Source organism: Hymenobacter sp. YIM 151500-1 (assembly GCF_025979885.1).
Lineage (GTDB): Bacteria > Bacteroidota > Bacteroidia > Cytophagales > Hymenobacteraceae > Hymenobacter.
Window position 1 is genome coordinate 2,177,671 of record NZ_CP110139.1, and the last position, 21,357, is coordinate 2,199,027.

18 protein-coding genes are annotated in these 21,357 nt (G+C 62.6%); 10 read left to right on the forward strand and 8 right to left on the reverse strand.

Annotated features, from left to right (window positions below):
• Positions 1-82: 82 nt before the first annotated feature.
• Positions 83-1,315 (forward strand): exonuclease subunit SbcD, encoded by a 1,233-nt coding sequence (gene sbcD, locus OIS53_RS09060; protein ID WP_264682077.1) that lies wholly within the window; start codon positions 83-85, stop codon positions 1,313-1,315.
• A 128-nt stretch (positions 1,316-1,443) separates the two neighbouring features.
• On the opposite strand, the gene OIS53_RS09065 is transcribed toward sbcD, so the two are convergent.
• Complete coding sequence (locus OIS53_RS09065; RefSeq protein ID WP_264682078.1) at positions 1,444-1,947, reverse strand: GNAT family N-acetyltransferase; 504 nt, start codon at positions 1,945-1,947, stop codon at positions 1,444-1,446.
• A gap of 181 nt (positions 1,948-2,128) precedes the next feature.
• On the opposite strand from OIS53_RS09065, the gene OIS53_RS09070 reads away from it, so the two are divergent.
• Positions 2,129-5,569, forward strand: a complete 3,441-nt coding sequence (locus OIS53_RS09070; protein WP_264682079.1) for an SbcC/MukB-like Walker B domain-containing protein — start codon at positions 2,129-2,131, stop codon at positions 5,567-5,569.
• A 95-nt stretch (positions 5,570-5,664) separates the two neighbouring features.
• Here OIS53_RS09070 and OIS53_RS09075 read toward each other — a convergent pair whose 3' ends face one another.
• Positions 5,665-6,717 (reverse strand): DUF6687 family protein, encoded by a 1,053-nt coding sequence (locus tag OIS53_RS09075; protein WP_264682080.1) that lies wholly within the window; start codon positions 6,715-6,717, stop codon positions 5,665-5,667.
• Between the two features lie 279 nt (positions 6,718-6,996).
• Positions 6,997-7,320 carry an HNH endonuclease gene (locus OIS53_RS09080; RefSeq protein ID WP_264682081.1) on the reverse strand — a complete coding sequence of 108 codons (324 nt, stop codon included), beginning with the start codon at positions 7,318-7,320 and terminating at the stop codon, positions 6,997-6,999.
• A gap of 214 nt (positions 7,321-7,534) precedes the next feature.
• On the opposite strand from OIS53_RS09080, the gene OIS53_RS09085 reads away from it, so the two are divergent.
• The 4 genes from OIS53_RS09085 to OIS53_RS09100 all read left to right on the forward strand — a co-directional run bounded on the left by OIS53_RS09085 (position 7,535) and on the right by OIS53_RS09100 (position 12,123).
• The gene (locus OIS53_RS09085; RefSeq protein ID WP_264682082.1) at positions 7,535-7,975 is read left to right on the forward strand and encodes a hypothetical protein; all 441 of its coding nucleotides are present in this window, start codon (positions 7,535-7,537) and stop codon (positions 7,973-7,975) included.
• Between the two features lie 155 nt (positions 7,976-8,130).
• A complete protein-coding gene (trxA, locus tag OIS53_RS09090; RefSeq protein ID WP_264682083.1) occupies positions 8,131-8,439 on the forward strand; it encodes a thioredoxin in 309 nt (102 codons plus the stop codon).
• Between the two features lie 334 nt (positions 8,440-8,773).
• On the forward strand, positions 8,774-11,116 hold the full coding sequence (locus OIS53_RS09095; protein WP_264682084.1) for a TonB-dependent receptor: 2,343 nt from the start codon (positions 8,774-8,776) through the stop codon (positions 11,114-11,116).
• A gap of 158 nt (positions 11,117-11,274) precedes the next feature.
• Entirely contained in the window at positions 11,275-12,123 is an 849-nt protein-coding gene (locus OIS53_RS09100; RefSeq protein WP_264682085.1) for a DUF4249 domain-containing protein, read from the forward strand.
• 102 nt (positions 12,124-12,225) lie between these two features.
• Here the strand turns inward: OIS53_RS09100 and OIS53_RS09105 are convergent, their stop codons facing one another.
• The 3 genes from OIS53_RS09105 to OIS53_RS09115 form a co-directional block, all read right to left on the reverse strand.
• Positions 12,226-13,044 carry a purine-nucleoside phosphorylase gene (locus tag OIS53_RS09105; RefSeq protein WP_264682086.1) on the reverse strand — a complete coding sequence of 273 codons (819 nt, stop codon included), beginning with the start codon at positions 13,042-13,044 and terminating at the stop codon, positions 12,226-12,228.
• 209 nt (positions 13,045-13,253) lie between these two features.
• Positions 13,254-15,011: a signal peptide peptidase SppA gene (sppA, locus tag OIS53_RS09110; RefSeq protein WP_264682087.1), complete on the reverse strand. Its 1,758-nt coding sequence runs from the start codon at positions 15,009-15,011 to the stop codon at positions 13,254-13,256.
• A 498-nt stretch (positions 15,012-15,509) separates the two neighbouring features.
• Positions 15,510-16,832 carry a replication-associated recombination protein A gene (locus tag OIS53_RS09115; RefSeq protein ID WP_264682088.1) on the reverse strand — a complete coding sequence of 441 codons (1,323 nt, stop codon included), beginning with the start codon at positions 16,830-16,832 and terminating at the stop codon, positions 15,510-15,512.
• Positions 16,833-16,993: 161 nt separating this feature from the next.
• Here OIS53_RS09115 and OIS53_RS09120 point away from each other — a divergent pair, with 161 nt between their 5' ends.
• The 4 genes from OIS53_RS09120 to dinB all read left to right on the forward strand — a co-directional run bounded on the left by OIS53_RS09120 (position 16,994) and on the right by dinB (position 19,845).
• Positions 16,994-17,926 (forward strand): DMT family transporter, encoded by a 933-nt coding sequence (locus OIS53_RS09120; protein ID WP_264682089.1) that lies wholly within the window; start codon positions 16,994-16,996, stop codon positions 17,924-17,926.
• 176 nt (positions 17,927-18,102) lie between these two features.
• Complete coding sequence (locus tag OIS53_RS09125) at positions 18,103-18,306, forward strand: hypothetical protein (protein ID WP_264682090.1); 204 nt, start codon at positions 18,103-18,105, stop codon at positions 18,304-18,306.
• Positions 18,296-18,703 carry a PIN domain-containing protein gene (locus OIS53_RS09130; protein ID WP_264682091.1) on the forward strand — a complete coding sequence of 136 codons (408 nt, stop codon included), beginning with the start codon at positions 18,296-18,298 and terminating at the stop codon, positions 18,701-18,703. The genes OIS53_RS09125 and OIS53_RS09130 overlap by 11 nt, the downstream gene beginning before the upstream one ends.
• 101 nt (positions 18,704-18,804) lie before the next feature.
• Positions 18,805-19,845 carry a DNA polymerase IV gene (dinB, locus tag OIS53_RS09135; RefSeq protein ID WP_413775192.1) on the forward strand — a complete coding sequence of 347 codons (1,041 nt, stop codon included), beginning with the start codon at positions 18,805-18,807 and terminating at the stop codon, positions 19,843-19,845.
• A 68-nt stretch (positions 19,846-19,913) separates the two neighbouring features.
• Here dinB and OIS53_RS09140 read toward each other — a convergent pair whose 3' ends face one another.
• The gene (locus tag OIS53_RS09140; RefSeq protein WP_264682093.1) at positions 19,914-20,225 is read right to left on the reverse strand and encodes a hypothetical protein; all 312 of its coding nucleotides are present in this window, start codon (positions 20,223-20,225) and stop codon (positions 19,914-19,916) included.
• Between the two features lie 153 nt (positions 20,226-20,378).
• Entirely contained in the window at positions 20,379-21,323 is a 945-nt protein-coding gene (locus OIS53_RS09145) for an N-acetylornithine carbamoyltransferase (protein WP_264682094.1), read from the reverse strand.
• Between the last annotated feature and the right edge of the window lie 34 nt (positions 21,324-21,357).

Consider the following 21,357-nt stretch of genomic DNA (forward strand, 5'->3'; position numbering starts at 1 on the left):
CGCAGTGGTACGCAGTGCTGTTCTGACGTCTGAACACTGCGTACCACTGCGCCACCACTGCGAAACACTGCGAGAACTACGCATGCGCATCCTGCACACCGCCGACTGGCACCTGGGCCAGCGCTTCATCAGCGGCCACGAACGAACCGAGGAGCACCGCCATTTTCTGGAGTGGCTGGTGGCAACCATCAACGAGCAGCGCGTGGAGGTGCTCGTCGTGGCCGGCGACGTATTCGACACCGGTTCGCCCTCCAACCAGGCCCTGGAGCTGTACTACTCCTTCCTGCTGAACATGCGCCACACCGGCTGCCGCGACATTGTGGTGGTGGGCGGCAACCACGACTCCCCCGCTACGCTCAACGCCCCGGCCCGCCTCTTGCGCCACCTGCGCGTGCACGTGGTGGGCTGCGTGCCCGACTGCTTCGAGGAGCAGGTATTGGTGCTCGACGACGCCCAGGGTAAGCCCGGCCTGGTGGTGTGCGCCGTGCCCTTCCTGCGCGACCGGGACGTGCGCCTGTCGGTGCCCGGCGAAACGGCCGAGGAGCGCGAAGCCCGCATCAAGCAGGGCATAGCCGACCACTACGCCCGCCTGGCCGAGGTAGAAACCGTCTGGCAGCTCAAAGACTTGGGTTTGCCCGTGCTAGCCACCGGCCACCTGTACGCGGCCGGCGCGGCCCCGTCGGAGTCGGAGCGCACGATTCACGTGGGCAACCTGGGCCAGGTGACGGCCGACCACTTCCCCGGCGTGTTCGACTACGTGGCCCTGGGCCACCTGCACCGGCCCCAGCGGGTGGGCGGGCGGGAGCATATCCGCTACTCCGGCTCTCCTATTCCGCTGTCGTTTTCCGAAATCGACCACCCCAAGGAAGTGCTGGTGCTGGAGTTCCAGGGCGGCCGGCTGCACACGCTGGAAAGCCTGCCCGTACCCAGCGCCCGGCGCCTCGTGCGCTTCCACGGCACCCTCGACGAAGTAACCCAGGCCCTGACTTCCTACGACAACACCGGCTACGCCCTCCCCGCCTGGGCCGACGTGCAAGTGCACTCCGAGCTAACCTCGCTGGAAGTAGCCGAAATCTTAGTCAGGGTAATTGAGGGCCTGAAACGCCAGCACCTCGAAGTGCTCAACAAACGGCATTTCCGCCTCGTCAAGCTCCGCGCCCTGGGCTCATTTGATGAAGAAGCCGACGCCCCTCTTACCCGCAGCCTCCACGACTTCACGGAGCGGGAAGTATTCGAGCAGCGCCTGGAAGGTGAGCCAGAAGAAAGTCGCGCCGAGCTGCTGCGCACGTTTGATGAGTTGCTGGAGAGAATGTAGCGTAAGCGTTAGCTTGCGCCGGGAGTGCGCTATAGTAGTGCAACAGTGTGCCTGCTGGGTGCTTTGAAATTTCCCTGACGACCCGGAAAACTTTTCTATAGAAATCAGCTTCGGGCGCAGAAACGAAGTTACACCACCCGCCGCACGGCATATACCAGCTCGTCCTCGTACTCGCCGTTCTTGAATAGTGTCTTCTCAAACCGGGCCTCCAGCGTGAAGTCAGCCTTTTCCAACACCTTCTGCGAAGCCCGGTTGGAGCCGAAAGGCCGGGCGAAGATGCGGGTGATGTCGAAGTTTCGGAAGCCGTAGTCAACCATCTGCCGCACGGCTTCCGTGACGATGCCGCGGCCCCAGAACGGCTCGGCCAGCCAGTAGCCTAGCTCGGCGTTTTTGCGCTCAATGTTGCCACGCGGGTGCAGACCAATGCCGCCCACGGCCTGCCCATCCGCGGCAATGGCGAGGATGTGCGGCGGATTTTCCTGGGCGGCCATGGCCAGAAAGGCTTGGCCGTTTTCCTCGGTGTAGGGGTGCGGGAACAGGTCGTTCATAAACCGGGCGATGCGCGGGTTGTTGGCGAAACGTACCAGGCCGGGCAGGTCGGCGGCGGTCCAGGGGCGCAGGGCGATGTTCATTGCTTTCAGGGAATGTAGCGGCCGAATCTTTCATCAGTAACCGCAAGCCTGAGTTACTAAAAAAGCGGCGTATCTGCGCGGCTGGGCAACAAGCCGTAACTTGCTGCACCATTAGCAAGCTCTGGCGGCCGGCCGGCGGCGCAACCGCGGGTCAGCGAAGCTAAGCCGAAGCTACCGCCACATGAAGATTCTGCGCGTCCGTTTTTCCAACCTCAATTCCCTGCGCGGGGAGCACGCCGTTGATTTCGCCACGGCACCTCTGGCCGATGCCGGGCTGTTTGCCATTACCGGGCCCACGGGCGCGGGCAAAACCACTATTCTCGACGCCATTACGCTGGCCTTGTACGGGCAGGTGCCGCGCCACGAGGGTACCGGGCCCGAGCAGGTGATGAGCCACGGCACCGGCGAAAGCTGGGCCGAGGTGGAGTTTGAAGTAAACGGCCGCCGCTACCGCTCGAAGTGGGGGCAGCACCGGGCCCGCAAAAAGGCCGGCAACCCCTTGCAGGACCCGCGCATGGAGCTGAGCGAAGCGCCCGAGCAGCCCACGCCCGGCACCGAAGACCAGTGGCCGATTCTGGAAAGCTATAAGTCGCGGGTGCCGCTGCGGGTGGCCGAGCTGAGCGGGCTGGAGTACCGGCAGTTTCTGCGCTCGGTGCTGCTGGCTCAGGGCGACTTCACCCGGTTTCTGAAGTCGTCGGCCGGGGAGCGGGCCCAGCTCCTGGAGAAGATTACCGACACCAAGAAGTACTCTGACATTTCGCGGGCAGCGTTTGAGCGGGCCAAGCAAGAAGCCCAGCAGGTAGAAACCCTGCGCACGGGGCTGGCGGGGGTGGTGCTCTTGTCGCCGGAGGAGGTGGCGTTTCTGGAAGATGAAATCCGCGGCCTGGAGCAGCAGGTGCAGCAGGCCGCGGCGGCCCAGCGCCAGCTGCTCGACGCGCAGGGGTGGCTGAAGCGCCTGGAGGAGCTGCGCACCCGCCAGCACGCCGGCCAGGTGCGCCTCACCCAGCTCACGGCCCACACCAGCACGCTCACACCTCTGCGCCAGCGCCTGACCTTGCACCAGCAGGCGGCGCCCTTTGCCACCAACTGGGCCCTGCTGCGCCAAGCTGATGAACACATCGGCCGCCTCGGCCGCGAAGCGGAGCAACTGCGCCAGCGCCTGCCGCACCTGGAGCAGCAGCAGGCTACGGCCCAGGCCGCCCGGCAGGCCGCTGAGCAGGCCCGCGACGCAGCCCGCCGCACCCAGGCCGAGCAGGAGCCCCGCCTGCGCGAAGCCGAACAGCTCGACCTGCTGATGGCTGAGGCTGAGCGCCAGCTCCAACTGGCCCGGCAGGAATACGACGACAAAAACCAGCAGTGCAAGCAGCTGAAAGCCACCGCCGAGCAGGCGGCCGGCCGGGCCCGCGCCCTGCGCGAGCAGGCCCGCGACCTGCGCAAGTGGCTCGACATCCATCAGGGCCTGAGCGAGCTGACCAGCGTGCTGCCCGAGCTGGCGGCTTATCTGCAAGACTGGGAGCATCTGAAAACTGAGCTGGGCCAGCTGGAAATACGGCTGCGCGAGGCCCGCCAGCGCCAGCACCAGGCCCAGCAGGCCGCCGCTCGCCACCAGCAAGCCGCCGACGCGGCCCGCCAGCAGCAGCAGGCCCTGGCCGCGCGCCAGCGGGTGGCTACCGCGGCGCACGGCACCTGGCTGCGGCGCCTGCGCCTGCACGTGGCCGGGCTGCACCAGCAGCAGGAGCAACAACAGCAGCACTGGGACGACCTGCGCCGCAGCCTCCAGCTTCAGCAGCTCATCCTCTCCCACACCGACACCCGCCAGCTGCTGGAAGCCGGCCAGCCCTGCCCCGTGTGCGGGGCCCTGGAGCACCCCTACGTGGCCGGCGTGCTGGGCGTAAGCGAGGATGCGTTTCAGCGGGACCGGCAGCGCGAAGAGGAGCTGAGCCAGCAAGTGCGCGCCCTGGATGCCCGCTATAATCGTTTGAACACGTATATAATCATGCTGGAGCAGGCCGCTCCCGAACCGGCCCTTGGGCCTGCTGACACCGTACAGCTGCTGCCCGAATCAGGTGAGAAGGCGGCGGCCGAGGAGGTGAAGGCCCTGGTGCAACAGCTGCGGGAGCTGCGCGACGAGCAGAGCCGCGCCGACCAGCACTTGGCCCAGGCCCTTACCCAGCACGAAGCCGCCGCCCGCCAGGAGCAGGAATACGCCCAGCCCGCCGCCGACCTGGCCCGGCAGCTGGCCGATGCCCAGGACCGGGTGCCCGGCGCCTGCCACATGATTCAGAGCCTGATCCGGAACTTCGGGCTGGCTTTTGGTGACGACAACGGCCGCGCCCTGCTGGAGCAGGCTCAGCAACGCACCGAAGAGTTCCGGCACAGGCAGGAGCAGTTTGCGGACTTCGACAAGGAGCTAAGCCAGCTGACTGCGGTGGAGGAGCAAACCGGCCACGCCCTGCGGGAGGTGCAGGCCTGGCTGCAAAGCCATAAGCAAGAGCTGGTCGAAAAGCACGAAGCCATTCAGGCGCAGCGGCGGCAGCGCCAGCAGCTGTTCGACGGCCCCGATGTGGCCCGACAGCGCCAGCTACTGCAAGACGCTGTACAGCAGGCCGAAGCCCACCTGCACCAGGCCGAGCAGCACGCCCAGCAGCACGCCACGGCCCTGGTCCTGGCTACCACGCAGCTGCGCCAGCGCGAGCAGGACGTAGCTCAGCAGCAGCAGGCCCGCGACGAGCAGCACACGGCCCTCACGGCCGCCCTCAGCGGGGCCGGCCTGGCGCCCGACCCCGCCGCCCTAACGGCCCTGCTCCTGCCCGAGCCTGAAGTGCGCCGCCTCTCCGACCAGCTCCAGCGCCACGACCAGGACGTGGCCCTGGCTCAGCAAGCCCTCACCGACCTGGCCCAGCAGCTCCAGCAGGAGCAAGCCAAGGCGCTTACGCAGGAACCCCTGGAAGCCATCAGCCACCAGCTAACCGCCACCACCGAACAGCTGACCACCCTAAACCGGCAGCTGGGGCAGCGGCAGGAGCGCCTGGGCGGGCACCGGGCCGGGCTGGAGCGCCACGCCGCCCTGGCCGCTCAGCTGGAAAAGCAGCAGCAGGAAGCCCGGCGCTGGCGGCAGCTGGCCGACCTCATCGGCTCGGCCGACGGCAAGAAGTTCAGTGAGTTTGCCCAGGGCCTTACCCTGGCCCGCCTCGTAGACCTGGCCAACCGCCACCTGCACCGCTTCACCGACCGGTACCGCATCCTGCGTAACCCCGACGAGCACCTCGACCTGCTCATCCAGGACGACTACCAGGCCGGGGCCGTGCGCTCCATGAATTCTTTGTCGGGTGGGGAGAGTTTTCTGGTGAGCCTGGCCCTGGCCCTGGGCCTTTCGGAGCTGGCCGGGCACCGCACCCAAATCGACACCCTGTTCATCGACGAAGGCTTCGGCACCCTCGACCCCGACACGCTCGATGTGGCCCTCTCGGCGCTGGAAATGCTGCAAGGCTCCGGCAAAACCATCGGCATCATCTCCCACGTCGAGGCCCTGAAGGAGCGCGTCACCACCCAAATCAACGTCCGCAAAGGCGCCGGTGGCATCAGCTCGTTGCAGGTGGTGGGGTTTGGGGAAGAACTGTAGCTGTCATTCCGCGCAGCGCGAGGAATCTGGGTTACTCATCAGGACCTAACCCAGATTCCTCGCGCTGCGCGGAATGACACGTTTACTACTTTGTCTTACTGAAGCGCTCGGACTTCCGCCCAGGTCCAGTACCGCTTCGGCGCTATGCCAGCGTATCTGGCCCGGAAAAATGCCACCACCTCCTGCTCCAGCTGGTCCGGCGAAATGGACGAGGCGAAAATCGGGCGGTGGTCGGGGTCGGCGTAGCGCTGCACTTTCGACAGGCTGCGGCCCGCCAGGCGCAGCAGCGGGCCCGTGTCGGTGATGCCGTCGAAGGTCCAGGGGTGCGGGGCCTGTTCCAGCTCGTTGAGGCGGGCTACCAGGCCGTCGAGGGGCAGGCGGGGCAGCGTGGGGCGGCTTTCCAGGTCTACCCAGGTGGTGTACTTGTACTCCAGCTCGTACCGCTGGCCGGCGTACAAGCTCAGCACGATGTCGGAGCCGGCGGTGGGGCCGAACAGGGCGTAGTAGGGCAGCGGCTCCGGGGTGCGCGCCACTACCAGCCCGATTTCCGAGTAGCGCGCGTAGGAGGTGTCCGGGCCGTGCGCCACGGCCAGGGCCTGCTGCACCCGCGTGTACTCCGGCTCCCAGCTGGCCCGGCCGGCCGCCGGGTTTTCCAGCACTTCCCTAAAGCGCGGCAAAAACCACTTGAACTTCTCGGCCGAGGCTTCGTCTTCGCGGCGCCGCCGGGCGGGTGCCCCAAAGGGCTCGTAGAATCGGCTTTTCTCTTCCGCATTCAGCCAGCCCACCAGCTTCAGGGCGTGGTCGGTGAGCGGGTGGGGCCAGTCGATTTCGCGGAAGTCGCCGAGCGTGGCCACGCGGCGCAGCAGAGCCTCGTGGCGCAGGGCCTGCTCAGGATACAGCAGGCTCCACACCCCCACAAAGCCGTCGACGTCGAAATGGTTGGCCGTGACGGCAGCGGCCTCCAGGCCCGGTGTGGCTGGTGCACGCAGGGCCCGCAGCACCGAGCCGGCGCTGGTATCGTCGCGCAGAGACTCCGGGGTAGGCGCTCCGCGCCAGTGCGCCAGCGTCAGAGCCGCCCCATTTCCCACGCTATCCACTACAATGGTAGGCTGGTTCCGCAGCTGCCGAAACGGGACGAAGGTTTTCAATTTTTGAGTGGGGTGATGAGGTAAATAGTGACAGGTAACAGGTAAGAGGTAACAGGTGACAGGTGATAGGAAGAGCGTCATGCTGAGCGCAGCCGGAGGCGAAGTCGAAGCATCTCTCCCGAAGGCTAACTTAATCGTGCAGACGGCTTCCGCTGCATAGCCCAGGATTTAAACCCTGGGCTACGGAGGGCCCAACGAAGCGGAAGAGATGCTTCGACAAGCTCAGCATGACGTTCCTGCTTACTTGTCACCTGTCACTATTTACCTCATCACCCAAACCTATCTTCTCCTCCGGCGGTTGGTGATGCGCTCCACGCGTGTACGGCGGACCCAGTGCAGGTACTTTTGCAGCTCCTCGGCTTCGCGCAGGGCCTCGACGGTGTGGTACTGGCGGGCCAGCTGGCGGTTGCTCAGTAGCAGGTGCACCGAGCTGTGGCAGGGCTGGCACAAATCGACGGTAGGCCCGTGCCGGCCGCCTTCTTCCCGCGGCACTAAGTGGTGGCGCGACACCTGCTGCACTTGCCGCTCACACAAGCCGCAGCGCGTTTCGGCCGGGGTAGCCGGTCCCGAGGCGAATTTCGTCCAGGAGCGTCGTTTGCTCATAGAGAATATGCTAGCGTTGAGCTATAAAACACGCCTATTCAACGAAGTGTCGTTGGATAAACGAAAAAAATGACAATATTTTGTTGACCTTTTCAAATAATTAATATATTTGGTTACGGCAGAGGTGTATGCGCTGAAATATGCTAACCTCTTGCAGCTGAACGACTTCCCCTCACTCACACCTTTTGCGTTTCACCTTACCTCTGATACCACTATGCATGACTCTACTCCTGCTTTCTCCCTGCGCCGGATGCTCCAGGTAGCCGGCTTCCTGCTGGCTTTGGTTGTATTTGCCCCTACCACTGCCAAAGCGCAGACGTGGCTGGTTTCCACCGACGCCTATATCAAGCTGGGCGTGATGGATAAGTTCGGGCAGCTGGGCACCTACAGCGCCAAGTTCATTGTCATTAGCCAGAGCACTGGCAAGGAATATGTGCTCACCAAACAGGTAGAAAAAGGCCAGAACGGCGTGGATGTGGTGTTTCCCTCCGAGCCTTCGGACCCCGACTACTTCCGTACCGATGCCGGCGAGGCCGCCAAAGCCCAGCCCGGCCGCTACACCTGGGAATGCCACGTGGGCGGCAAAAAAGTGGTGGGAGGCCGCTTCACTTTCCCGGAAGTAACCAACGACGTTACCTTGGTCAACAAGAATTAGCCTTTTACCCTGCCCTAACGGAAAGCCCGGTGCCCCAATGCACTGGGCTTTTTTGTGCTCCATCCATACATCAGCCACTTTTCGGCGGATTTCTGCGTACTGCCAAACGGTGGCCCCGGCTGCCTTCATGGTTCAACCACTACAGTTGTGTTGTAATGCCCAAGAAATCCTTCTCCGAGCTTATTAACAGCCCCGGCATGCCCGTGCTGGTTGATTTTTACGCCGACTGGTGTGGCCCTTGCAAAACTATGGCGCCCATCCTGGAGCAAGTGGCGGCTCAGCACCAGGGCAAGCTCAAAGTCATCAAAGTAGATGTGGACCGCAACCAGGCCGCGGCCCAGCAGTTCCGGGTGCAGAGCATTCCTACGCTAATCCTGTTTCATAAAGGCCAGCCCGTGTGGCGCCAGGCCGGCGTAGTGCCCGCCACCCAGCTCAACCAAGTGGTGCAAGGCGTGTTGGGGTAGCTGCAATACATGTCATCCTGAGCCTAGCGAGCAATCTGCCGCGCTGCCGCCGAAACGGGTTTGGAAACCGACAGAACGTCCTGCTTTATTTGGCGTCCGCTTGCCGAACCAAAGAAAGGCGCAGGCAAGTATCTTTCCCGCTTCGTTCTCACGAGTAGAGTTAGCCAGCGGTAGAGATGCTTCGACTGCGCTCAGCAGGACCGTTTGATGTTGTAGCTGCCTCTCTCCTGCCGGCTCGGGAAGGGCTGCGCTTATTTCTTTTAAAACAACCGACAAGTTCAGGCGTTTGCAAAGGGCGTCCGTAGCTTTGCGTATCCTTTTGCTTATCATGTCGATGTTGTTACGTCTTTGGGTTGTAGTAGGCATTTGCTGCCTGGGCTTGCCGGCCGCTGCGTGGGCGCAAGTGCAACACCAGTTGAACGGGGTGGTGCGCGTATCGGGCTCGGGCGAGGTGCTGCCGGGAGCCACCGTGACGGTACCGGCTTTGCAGGCCGGGGCTACCACCGATGAAAAAGGCGCTTATACGCTGCAATTGCCCGCGGGCCGCCACCAAGTGGTCGTGTCCTTTATCGGCTACGACACCCAGACGCGGGAGCTGAACCTGACCCGCGACCAGCGCCTGAACTTCCAGCTGGTTGCGTCGGGCAACCAGCTGGGCGAGGTGCTGGTGGAAGGCCGCGGCTCCTTGCAGGAAAAGCTCCAGACCCCGCAGATGAGCGTGGAGCGCCTCACGGCCCGCGAAGCCAAGCTGCTGCCGGCCTTGTTCGGGGAAGTGGATTTGCTGAAAACCTTGCAGCTCAAGCCCGGCGTGCAAAATGGCGGCGAAGGCACCTCCGGCCTGTTTGTGCGCGGCGGCTCCGCCGACCAGAACCTGGTGCTGCTGGACGACGCCCTGGTGTACAACCCTAGCCACTTGTTCGGGCTGTTTTCGGTGTTCAATCCCGATGCCGTGCAGTCAGTGGATTTGTACAAGGGCGGGTTTCCGGCCCAGTACGGCGGGCGGCTGTCGTCGGTGGTGGATGTGAAGATGCGGCCCGGCAACGCCGAGAAGCTGACGACCAGCGGCGGGCTGGGGCTGATTTCTTCCCGCCTCACAGTGGAAGGGCCGATTGTGAAAAACAAAGGCGCCTTTCTGGTGTCGGGGCGGCGCACCTACTTCGACATCTTTACGCGCCAAATCAACCGCCTCAACAACGACGACCCAGAGTTTGACCCCATTCCCGACTACTACTTCTACGACCTCAACGCCAAGGCCAACTACAAGCTGGGCGCCAAAGACGAGCTGTTTTTGAGCGGCTACCTCGGCAACGACGTGTTTGGGTTCAACTCCCAGAACGGCTTCAACTTCGACTTTTCCTGGGGCAATAAGGTGGGGGCGCTGCGCTGGAACCACGTGTTCAACCGCAAGCTGTTCCTGAACACCACGGCCTCCGTAACCAGCTACAAGTACAGCATCACCAACAAGCTCGACCAGTTCAGTTTCAGCCTGGCCTCCGACATCCGGGACCTGACCCTGCGCACCGACCTCGACTACCTGCCCAACGACCGGCACACGCTGAAGTTTGGCGCCACGGCTACTTCCCACCGCTTCGGCACGGGCCGCCTGCAAGCCGGCTCCGAAGATGGGCGCCTGGGCTTCGGCTCCGACATCAGCTACCGCGGCGAAGAGGCGGCCCTCTACGCCTCCGACAACTTCCGGCCTACCGAAAAATGGCAACTGGAGTACGGCCTGCGCCTGTCGGGCTTCCGGTCGGGCTCCCAGGACCAGTACGCCGGCCTGGAGCCGCGGGCTGGAGTGCGCTACTCGCTCACGCCTAATCTCACGCTCAAGAGCAGCTACGCGCTGATGTACCAGTACGTGCACCTGGTCACGAACTCCGGGGCCTCGCTGCCCACCGACGTGTGGTATCCTTCGCGCGGGTCGGTGCGGCCCCAGCGCAGCCAGCAAGTGGCCACGGGCGCCAGCTGGCTGTTCGGCGACGGGCGCTTTCTGCTCACCAACGAGGTGTACTACAAGTGGGCCCAGCGCCAGATTGATTTCCGCGACGGCGCTCAGCTGTTTGTGAATGAGGACCTGGACGCCGAGTTCCTGTTCGGGCGGGGCTGGGCCTACGGCAACGAGCTGTACCTGGAGAAAAAGCAGGGCCGCACTACCGGTTGGGTGGGCTACACCTTGTCGTGGACCAAGCGGCGGTTTCCACCCCAGCGCGGCACCTCGGGCATCAACAACGGCGAAACGTTCTTTCCCAACTACGACCGGCGCCATAACCTGACGGTGGTACTCCTGCACAACCTCAACGAGCGGGTGCAGCTCACGGGCTCGTTCGTGTACACCTCGGGGCAGGCCACCACGCTGCCGCTGGGGCGGTTCCTATTTCAGGACGTGTTCGGCGAAGAGCCCGGCGCGGTGCCCATCTACCCCCAGCGCAATACTTACCGTCTGGCGCCCTACCACCGCTTCGACCTGGGCGTGGTGTGGAAGCTGCGCCCCAACCGCTGGATTCCGGAGTCGGACCTGACGTTTAGCGCCTACAACGCCTACAACCGTCGCAACCCCTACTTCGTGTACTTCGACCAGCTTAGAGACCCGCAAACCGACCAGATTACTGGCTACCGCGCCCGGCAGGTGTCCCTGTTCCCGGTCATCCCGTCGGTGACGTACAACTTTAAGTTTTGAAGTTGAGAAGTTTGAAAGTTGAGACATGAGAGGTAAGAAGTGAGATATGAGATGAATGATGTAAAGCAAACCAGCATACAATAGCGTCTACGCCCTCGCCTTCTGGCTCCCCTCTCTTTTGGAGAGGGGGCCGGGGGGTAAGGTTAACCACAAGAACAATGAACGAGCAGATAACTAAACAAGCGTACAAAAGCTGGAAGTGGCTAAGCAGCCTGGTGCTGCTGGCCCTGACGGCGGCGTGCAATCTGGAGAAGGACGTGGACGTGGTGTTGCCAGCTTATCCGCCGCAACTGGTGGTAGAGGCTTACCTCGAAAACGGCGAAGTGCCCCGCCTGACGGTGTCGGAGTCGGTGCCTTACCTGGCTACGCCCGAGCCCAAGGTGCCCACTGATGTCACGGCTATTCTGACGCTGGCCAACGGGCGGCGGGAAGTGCTGCGCTTTGCGCCGGGCGTGAACCGCACCACCGGCAAGGCCTTCACCCACGTGGGCACCTCGCCCGTGGTGGCCCGCCCCGGCGACACATTTTCGCTGGAGCTGACCGACACCCAGGGCCGCCGCGTCACGGGCACGGCCACCATGCCCGCCCGCGTACCCATCGACACGGTGGAATGGGAGTTCAACGCCCGCCCCGAGGCCCAGCGCGAAGCCTACCTGCTCACCCGTTTCCGCGACCCGGCCGCCACCCTGGACTACTACCGCCTGATGGTGCACAAGGACAGCTTGTCTAACTCCCCGGAGCTGGAATACACGGCCGAGGACCGCCTCCTCAACGGCCAGGAATTCACGCTGGGTACCAGCTACCGGTTTCGCCCCAACGACACGCTTTTCGTCACGCTCTACCACCTCGACCAGCCCTACTTTCAGTTTTTGCAGTCGGTAGAAGACGCCCGCAACGCCAACGGCAACCCCTTCGGCCAGCCCTCCGTCATCAAGAGCACCGTGCAAGGCGGCATCGGCATCTTCACCATCCTCAGCTACGACCGGCGGCGCGTGGTGGTGAAGTAGAAAGTTAAAAAGTTGAGGAGTTAGAAAGTTGGGAAGTTAGGAGGCAGCCATCCTCCAACTTCTCAACTTTCTAACTCCTCAACTTTTTAACTTTCTTACTTCCTACAGTTTTTCCAGCACCCTACGGAACAGGGCCGTGAGGCGGGGCTCGGCGACGGCGGCGGCGCGCAGAATGTCGGCAATGTCGACGCGCTTAAGCTTGCCGGGTGCGGCCAGGTCGGTGATGACGGACACGGCCAGCACGGGCAGGCCCATGTGCACGGCGGCAATGACCTCGGGGGTGGTGCTCATGCCCACGGCATCGGCCCCGATGGTGCGTAGGTAGCGGTACTCGGCCGGGGTTTCGAGCATGGGGCCGGGTAGGGAGGCGTACACGCCCCGGCGCAGGTACTGCGTAAAGCCTAGCTCGGCGGCGGCCTCCTCGGCCAGGTGCAGCAGGCCGGGGGCGTAGGGCTCCAGCATGTCGGGGAAGCGCGGGCCTAGCTCATCCAGGTTGGGCCCGACGAGTGGGTTGGCGGGCTGCAAGTGCAGGTGGTCCTCGATGAGCATCAGGTCCGAATACTCAAAGTCGGGATGCAGGCCGCCAGCGGCGTTGCTGACAAATAAGTGGCGAATCCCCAACAGCTTCATGACGCGCACCGGAAACACCACCTGCGGCATCGTGTAGCCCTCGTAATAGTGGAAGCGCCCCTGCATCACCAGCACCCGCCTGCCGGCCAGCGTGCCCGCCAGCAGGTTGCCAGAGTGGCTTTCCACCGTCGACACCGGGAAGTGCGGGATGTCGGCGTAGGAAAAGCGGTGCTGCACGTCTACGTCCTTGACCAAGGCCCCTAGGCCGGTGCCGAGGATGATGCCTACTTCGGGCTGAAAATCTTGGAGCTGCTGCTGGAGGTAGGCAGCGGCCTCGCGGAGTTGTTGCATTCTCGATAGGGTTTTTTCAGGGCCGCAAGGTATAATTTCCCGCTGAGGTCCGCTGAGGAAAGCGCAGAAGTTCGCTAAGCTGTTCTGCCGTAGGAACACTGCGCACCTCTGCGCTTTTCCTCAGCGGACCTCAGCAAGAAATAAAAAAGCCGCCAGCACGATGCCAGCGGCCTTTTCACGCCCGGCCCAAGCCGAAGCGTAGATTCCACTTACTGAATCTCCACTTCAAACGGCATCCGAGCCTGGGCGCCCTTCATTTCCGACAGCTTTTTGTATTGCTGATACATCGGGAACAGCGGGCCCATTTCGGACTTGACGAGGCGCAGGCGGGCTTCTTCGTCGAAGCTTGACAGCAGATTTTCGGCAAACGACTTCTGGCGGGGCAGCTTCTGGATGCGGTAGTCGCCGTTCTTGAGCTTGGCGCGGCGGGCGGCAATGCGCAGGGCGTCGTCCATGGAGCCCAGCACGTCTACGAGGCCGCGCTGCTTGGCTTCTACCCCCGACCACACCCGGCCGGAGGCAAAGCGGCGCAGGCGCTCCACCGGCATGTGGCGGCCCTGGGCGGCTTTGGTGGTGAAGTCGGCGTAGATGCGGTTGATTTCGTTTTGAAACTGCTGCTGCTCAAACGGCGTGAGGGCGCGCGTAATGGTGGGGAAGTCCGAGAACTTGCCCGTGCTCACGCGGTCCGTCGTAATGCCGAGCTTGTCGCTCAGGAAGGGCCCCACGTTGGGCAGCACCCCAAACACGCCGATGGAGCCGGTGATGGTAGTAGGGTGCGCCACGATGGTGTCGCAGCCCATGGCAATGAAGTAGCCGCCGCTGGCCGCCACATCCGACATGCTGGCAATAACGGGCTTCACTTTCTTGGTCAGCATCACCTCGCGGTAAATGATGTCGGAGGCCAGCGAGGAGCCGCCGGGCGAGTTTACGCGCAGCACCACGGCTTTCACCTTGTCGTCGAGACGGGCCTTGCGGATGGCTTCGGCGAAGCGGGTGCTGCCGATGCTTTCGTTGCCACCCTTGCCCGTCACGATGTCGCCCTCGGCGTAGACCACGGCAATGCGGTTGCCGCTCGCGTTGTCCTCGTCGTCGGCGGCCCTGGTGTAGTCCGACAGGTTGATGAGGCTGAGCTTTTCGTCTTTCTCCACGCCCAGCTTGCCCTTGATGTAGTCGGTGGCCTGGTCGTAGTAGCCCAGGTCGGTTACCAGGCCGAGGCGCTTGGCGTCGTCGGCGTTGTGCACCAGCATGGAGTCGCTGATAACCTTGAGGCGGGCCGGCGCAATCTTGCGGGCGGCGGCCACGTCGGCCAGCATGGCGTCGTTCAGCGAGTTGAGGAACGACGAGGTTTGCAGGCGGGCTGAGTCTGACATGCTGGTGCGGAAGAAGGGCTCCACGGCGCTTTTAAATGAGCCCACCCGGAAAATCTGCGCCTGCACGCCCAGCTTGTCGAACAGGTTTTTGTAGTACATGGTCTCGGAACTGAGGCCATTGAACTCCAGCGTGCCCTGGGGGTTGAGGTAGAGCTTGTCGGCCACCGAGGCCAGGTAGTAGCTCTTCTCCGACTGCGCATCGGTGTAGCTCACGATAAACTTGCCCGCCTTCTTGAAGTCGAGCAGCTCCCGGCGAATTTCCTCCAGTGAGGCCATGCCGCCCTGCACCAGCTCCAGGTTCAGGAAGATGCCCCGGATGCCGTCGTCGTCCTTGGCCCGGCGAATAGCAACCTTCAGCTCATCGAGCCCGATAAGCGTGCCGTTGCCGCCCCCAAAGGCCGCAAACGGGTCTTTGAACCCGCGCTCGGCCAGGGGCTTGTCGAGCTTCAGCTCCAGCACCGAGTTGCGGGCCACGGTTACGTCATCGTCGCCGGAAGCGGCGGCGGCAATCAGCCCCACCAGCAACACAAAGCCCACCAGGGCGAATAGTACGAGGCCCGTCAGCGTGGCCAGCACGTACTTGAAAAACTGTCTCATTGGGATAAGAAAAAGGTAGTCGTTTGTCCTCGTAAACAAATGTAGAGGCTTTTCGGGTGCGGCGCCGGCTATTCAACCAACCGGCATTTTGCAGGGCTGAACAGGAGGTTATGCGTGGTGAGGTGGTGAACTGGTGAGTTCTGGTGGCCGACCTCTGGCCTGTGGCGAGGCGTCTGCCCGCTGGGGAATGGGGCAAGTCTTCGGACTGACGGCCGCGCCAGCGGCCATCAGGTGCAGGGGCCATGTGGGCCAGTCGCCTGCGCTAGAAGAATGTAACGCGAAGTTTCACTTCGCGACCTACAGAACGAAATCGTACGGTGTCTTTCTGGCGCCTCGCGAAGTATAACTTCGCGTTACATCTTCCTATCAACCGGTCACGCGGCACGGTTCCGGCTGGCCGCTTTGCGGCCGCCAATCCGGAGACTTTCCCCAGCCACCGGCGGGCAGACGCCCCGCCGGTGGCCAGAAGTCGGCCGCCAGGGTATTTACCTCCTCACCTTAATACCCGTACTTCTCGCCCCAGAGCTGGCGCAGGCGTTCCTGGGCTTTGGCTTCCTGGGGGTTGTGGCCGGGGTGGTAGAACACGGTACCGCTCAGGGCTTCGGGCAGGAACTCCTGGTAGGCGAAGTTGCCCTCGTAGTCGTGGGAGTAGAGGTACTGCTGGCCGTAACCCAGCTCCTGCATGAGCTTGGTGGGGGCATTGCGCAGCGGAATGGGCACGGGCTGCACACCGTGCTGGCGCACGTAGGCGCGGGCCTCGCGGATGGCTTTGTAGCAAGCGTTGCTCTTGGGCGAGGTGGCTAGGTACACCACCGTTTGGCCCAGGATAATGTCGCCCTCGGGCATGCCAATGACCGTAACGGCCTGGAAGCAGCTCTGGGCCAGGATGAGGGCATTGGGGTTGGCTAATCCTACATCCTCACTGGCCAGAATGAGCAAGCGGCGGGCAATGAACTTGGGGTCTTCGCCGCCTTCCAGCATCACGGCTAGGTAATACAAGGCCGCATTGGGGTCGGAGCCGCGGATGCTTTTGATGAAGGCCGAAATTACGTCGTAGTGCATCTCGCCACCTTTGTCGTAGCGGGCCAGGTGCTGCTGGGCCAGCTGCTGCACCGCCTCATCGGTGATGATGATTGCGCCGGTTTCGGGACTGGGGCGGCTGGCTTCTACTACGATTTCCAGCAGGTTGAGCAGCTTGCGCGCGTCGCCGCCCGAAATGGTGAGCAGGGCGCCGTAGTCCTGCACGCGCACCCGCTTCTGCTTCAGCACCTCGTCCTCGGCCAGGGCTTTGTCAACAAGGCCGGTCAGTACGTCTTTGCCCAGGGGTTCCAGCGTGTACACCTGGGCCCGGCTGAGCACGGCCGGAATCACCTCAAACGACGGATTTTCGGTGGTGGCCCCGATGAGCGTGACAATGCCCTGCTCTACGGCGCCCAGCAAGGCATCCTGCTGGCTTTTGCTGAAGCGGTGAATTTCGTCGATAAATAAGATGGTGCCGCGCTGCTTGCGGGCCCGTTCAATCACCTCGCGCACATCCTTCACCCCGGCATTAATGGCCGACAGGGCCACAAACGGCTTGCCTAGCTCCTGGGCCAGTAGATGGGCCAGAGTAGTTTTGCCTACGCCCGGCGGCCCCCACAAGATGAGGCTGGGCAGGCGCCCGGCGGCTAGGTAGCGCCGCAGCACGCCCTCCGGCCCGATGAGGTGCTGCTGGCCGGCGTACTGCTGGAGGGTGCGGGGCCGCATCCGCTCGGCCAGGGGCGCAGTGGTGGGTGCTGAAGAAGGTGCGGGGGTAGAGTCGAATAGGGAGCCGGTAGACATCAGGCGGAAATGTGGCGTAAGCTTTAGCTTGCGCCGTGTGCAAGCTAAGATAGTACGTATAGTGTGCCTTAGCCGTCGTTTTCCTACACCTCTGCGGCCGGTGTACGGCACAAGCTAAAGCTTAGCTGCGCTTTCCTGCGGTTACGCCACATTCTTTTTCCATGAAAAATTCCCTGCGGGTCCACGCGGCCTTGTTTTTGGTGGCGCTTATCTACGCGGCCAACTACAGCATTTCCAAGGACGTGATGCCGCGCTACATGGGGCCGTTTGGGCTGGTGCTGCTGCGGGTGGTGGGCGCGGCGGTGTTCTTCGGCGTGCTCAGCCGCCTGGTGGCGCCCCACGACCGAATCACGGGCCGCGCCGACCAGCTGCGCAGCATAGCCAGCGGCATCCTGGGCATCGGGCTGAACCAGCTGCTGTTCTTCTCGGGCCTCAATCTCACCTCGCCCATCAATGCGTCGCTTATCCAAACCATTGCTCCGGTGGTAACAGTGCTGGCCTCGGCCGTGCTGCTGGGCGAGCGGCTGACGCTGCCGCGGCTGCTGGGCATCGGGTTGGCCGGGGCCGGCGCGGCCAGCATCATTCTGAGCCGGGGCCCGGTGGCAGCGGCCGGGCAGGACGGCCTGCTCGGCAACGTGTATATTCTGCTCAACGCCACGGCGTTCGGGGTGTATCTGGTGGTGGTAATGCCGCTCATGCGCAAGTACCACCCGTTTACGGTGCTGGCCCGCATTTTTCTGGTGGGCGCCTTCCTGGCCGTGCCCGCCGGCTGGCAACAAGTGCAGCAGCCCGACTACGCCAGCTTCCCGGTGGGTGTTTGGGCGGCCATTGCCTACATGGTGGTGTGCCTGACTATCCTGGCTTACCTGCTCAACAACTGGGCTCTGAAGTACGCCTCCCCGGCCCTGTTGGGAGCCTACATCTACTTGCAACCGGCCCTGGCCGTACTCATTGCCGTGGGCCTGGGCAAAGACCACCTCACCTGGAACCGGGCCTGGCAGGCGCTGCTGATTTTCGGCGGGGTGTTTCTGGTAAGCCGTAAGCCCCGGCAGCCGGAGCCGGCACCCACGCCACTGGAGCCGGTGCAGAATTAAAGACCCGATTACAGGTATTCCAGGGCTTTAGCCTTGGGGCGTTGTCGGGTTGCGGCCCCATCCGCTAGCTGGCTCAGAGTTAAAACCCTGGGGCGTCGTTGGGTTGCCTACCCGAAACCATTTTACGGCGTGTACGGCTTTAACAGTATATTTCTTCCATATTCCATACCCTCGCCATGACTTACACCGTCGAACTCAAGAACGAACACGCTCTGCGCCTGCTGGAGGAACTGGAGCAGCTCGGGGTGCTGACTATTCAAACCCACGATAGCCAATCCACTGAAGCAGATAGTCGCGCGCTTGGCACTAAAAAATTTACTGCCGTTCAGCTCGACACCCGAGGCTTTAAATTCAATCGGGACGAGGCAAATGAGCGGTAAGGTCTTTTTTGACACCAACGTTCTGCTCTATGCCTATTCTGTAACGGAGCCACAGAAACAAGCTATAGCGGCGCAGGTAATGCAGACTCCGCTAGCCCACATTTCGACGCAGGTACTAGCAGAATTTGCTAACATCTGCCGACGGAAGTATGGGTATAACTGGACAGCGGTTGAGAACCTACTGACGGAGGTCATGGCCAACTTTTTTGTTCACACCAACACGCCGGCCACGCTGCTGCGCGCCACGCAGGTGGCGCAACGGTACGGGTTTTCGTGGTTTGACTCGCTGATTGTAGCGGCGGCGCTGGAATGCGGCTGCCAGACGCTGTACTCCGAAGACCTGCAACACGGCCAGCGGCTCGACAATGGCTTGCAGGTGCTGAACCCGTTTGTGTAGACCAGGTATTGTGAGGCATGGCCGGCGCGGCCGAACTTTGCCGCCTCTGCCCTACCCCCGTGGACGCCGCCGCTGACACCCGCAAAATCATTCACCTTGACATGGACGCGTTTTACGCCTCCGTGGAGCAGCGCGACCATCCGGTTCTGCGTGGTAAGCCCGTGGCGGTGGGTGGTTCCCGGGAGCGGGGCGTAGTAGCAGCGGCTTCCTACGAGGCGCGGCAGTTCGGCGTCCGTTCGGCCATGTCGTCGGCGGTGGCGCGGCGCAAGTGCCCGGAGTTGGTGTTCGTGAAGCCCCGGTTTGAGGTGTACAAGGACGTGTCGCGGCAGATTCGGGCCATTTTCAGCGAGTATACTCCACTCATCGAGCCGCTTTCCCTCGACGAAGCCTACCTCGATGTAACCGAAAACCACAAGGGCCTCACCTCCGCTACGCAAATAGCTCAGGAAATTCGGACTGAAATTTTTCGCCAAACTCACCTCACGGCTTCGGCGGGCATTTCCTACAATAAGTTTCTGGCCAAGCTGGCCTCCGACCACCGCAAGCCCAACGGGCAGTTCGTCATTAAGCCGGGCCAGGGCGAGGCGTTTGTAGAAGGATTGGCCGTGGGGCAGTTTCACGGCATTGGGCCGGCCACGGCCGCGCGGCTGAACCGGCTGGGCATCTTCACCGGCCTCGACTTGCGCCAGCAGACCGAAGCCTTCCTGCGCCAGCACTTCGGCAAGGCCGGCGGGCACTATTATCTCATTGCCCGCGCCCAGGACCACCGCCCCGTGCGCCCCGACCGGGTGCGCAAGTCCATCGGCTCCGAAACCACCTTCGAGCAGGACTTGACCACCTACGAGGACTTAGTAGGCGGCCTGCTGCCCTGCCTGGATTCGGTGTGGGAGTTTTGCCAGCGCACTGGCACGCAGGGGCGCACGCTTACGCTTAAAGTGAAGTACACCGATTTCCAGCAAATTACCCGCAGCCGAACCACGCTGGGGTTGCTTAGCAGCCGCGAGGTGCTGGATACGCTGAGCCGGGAGCTGCTAACTGGCCTATTGCCCCTGCCCAAGGGCGTGCGGCTGCTCGGCCTTACCCTGTCCAACCTGGCCAGCGCCGCCGATTTACAAGACCAGCAACTGGCCTTTCCGTTTTAGGGCCGCAGTTCACAGAAAAAAGCCCGGCTACTTTCGCAGCCGGGCCTTTTGCGTTGTGCAGACGACGATTACTTGTCGTCGGCCTTCATTTTGGTCTTTTTCTTCTTGCTTTTCACCTTCACGTCGCCAGCGGCGGGCTGCGTGGGGGCCGAAGAAGCCGGCGACACGCTGGTGCTCGACTGGGTTTCTACCGTCGTTGTCGTGGTTGACGAGGCGGGAGTGGTGGTCGTTGTGGGGCTTACCGTGCTTTGGGCGGGCTGGGTAGTACCCGTGGTGCTCTGCGTGGGCTGCGTGGTGGTGGTTGTCGTGGTGCTGGTTTGGGCGTTGGCAGCAGAAATTCCAGCAACCAATACAGCGGCGAGGGCAATCATCTTTTTCATAGCAGATGCTTACAGAGTGAACAAATAGAGCCAGCTGCTCAGCCGACTTTCGACACGCCTTAACGAAGCTCCTCCATCCGTGTTGTGTGCCACCTCAATTTTTTTTGTTTTTCTCTTCACTCAAATTCTGCCTGTTCTCTACCAGCACCTGCCTTATTTCAGCAGCTCGTGCAGCACCGTCTGCATGGAAAACACCCGGTTAGCCGCTTCCTGAATCACCAGCGAGTTAGGCGAGTCGAGCACCGCGTCCGACACTTCCACGTTGCGGCGCACGGGCAGGCAGTGCAAGAATTTGGCGTCGTTGGTGAGGGCCAGGTGTTCGGGCGTGAGCATCCAGGCGGGGTCGTTCTGGAGCACTTGGCCGTAGTGCTGGTAGCTGCTCCAGTTTTTGGCCTGCACGAAGTCGGCGCCGGCCAGGGCCTGGCGTTGGTTGTGCTCGATGCGGGCACCTTTGGTGAAGCGCGGGTCCAGCTCGTAGCCCTCCGGGTGGGTGATGACCAGATCTACCCAGTCGACTTCCGCAAACCAGTCGCAGAAGGAGTTGGGCACGCACTGGGGCAGGGCGCGCACGTGCGGGGCCCAGGTCAGCACCACTTTCACCCGTTCCATTTTCTTGGTTTCGGCCACCGTAATCAGGTCGGCGAAACTTTGTAGTGGGTGCAGCGTGGCGCTTTCCAGGCTGATGACGGGCACGGTGGCATACTGGAGAATCTTGTTGAAGACAACCTCCTGGTAGTCCTCGTCACGGTCTTTGAGAGTAGGAAACGTGCGCACGCCCAGCACGTCGCAGTACTGGCTCATCACGGCAATGGCTTCCTTGATGTGCTCCTGGGTGCCGCTGTTCATCACCGCGCCGTCGGCCATTTCCAAGGTCCACGAATCGGCGCCGGCGTTGAGCACCCAGGCTTGCGCGCCCAAATTGTAGGCCGCCTTGATGGAGCTAAGCCGGGTGCGCAGGCTCGGGTTGAAGAAGATCAGCCCTACGGTTTTGTTGCGCCCAACGTGCTGGTAGCCATAGGGGTTGGCCTTGATTGCCAGCGCCTGTTGCAGCAGAGCCCTGTAGTCGCCCACGTCGGCGAAGGAGGTAAAGTTTTGCATGGGTGTTCTACTGTATTTCAGCACGTCATGCCGA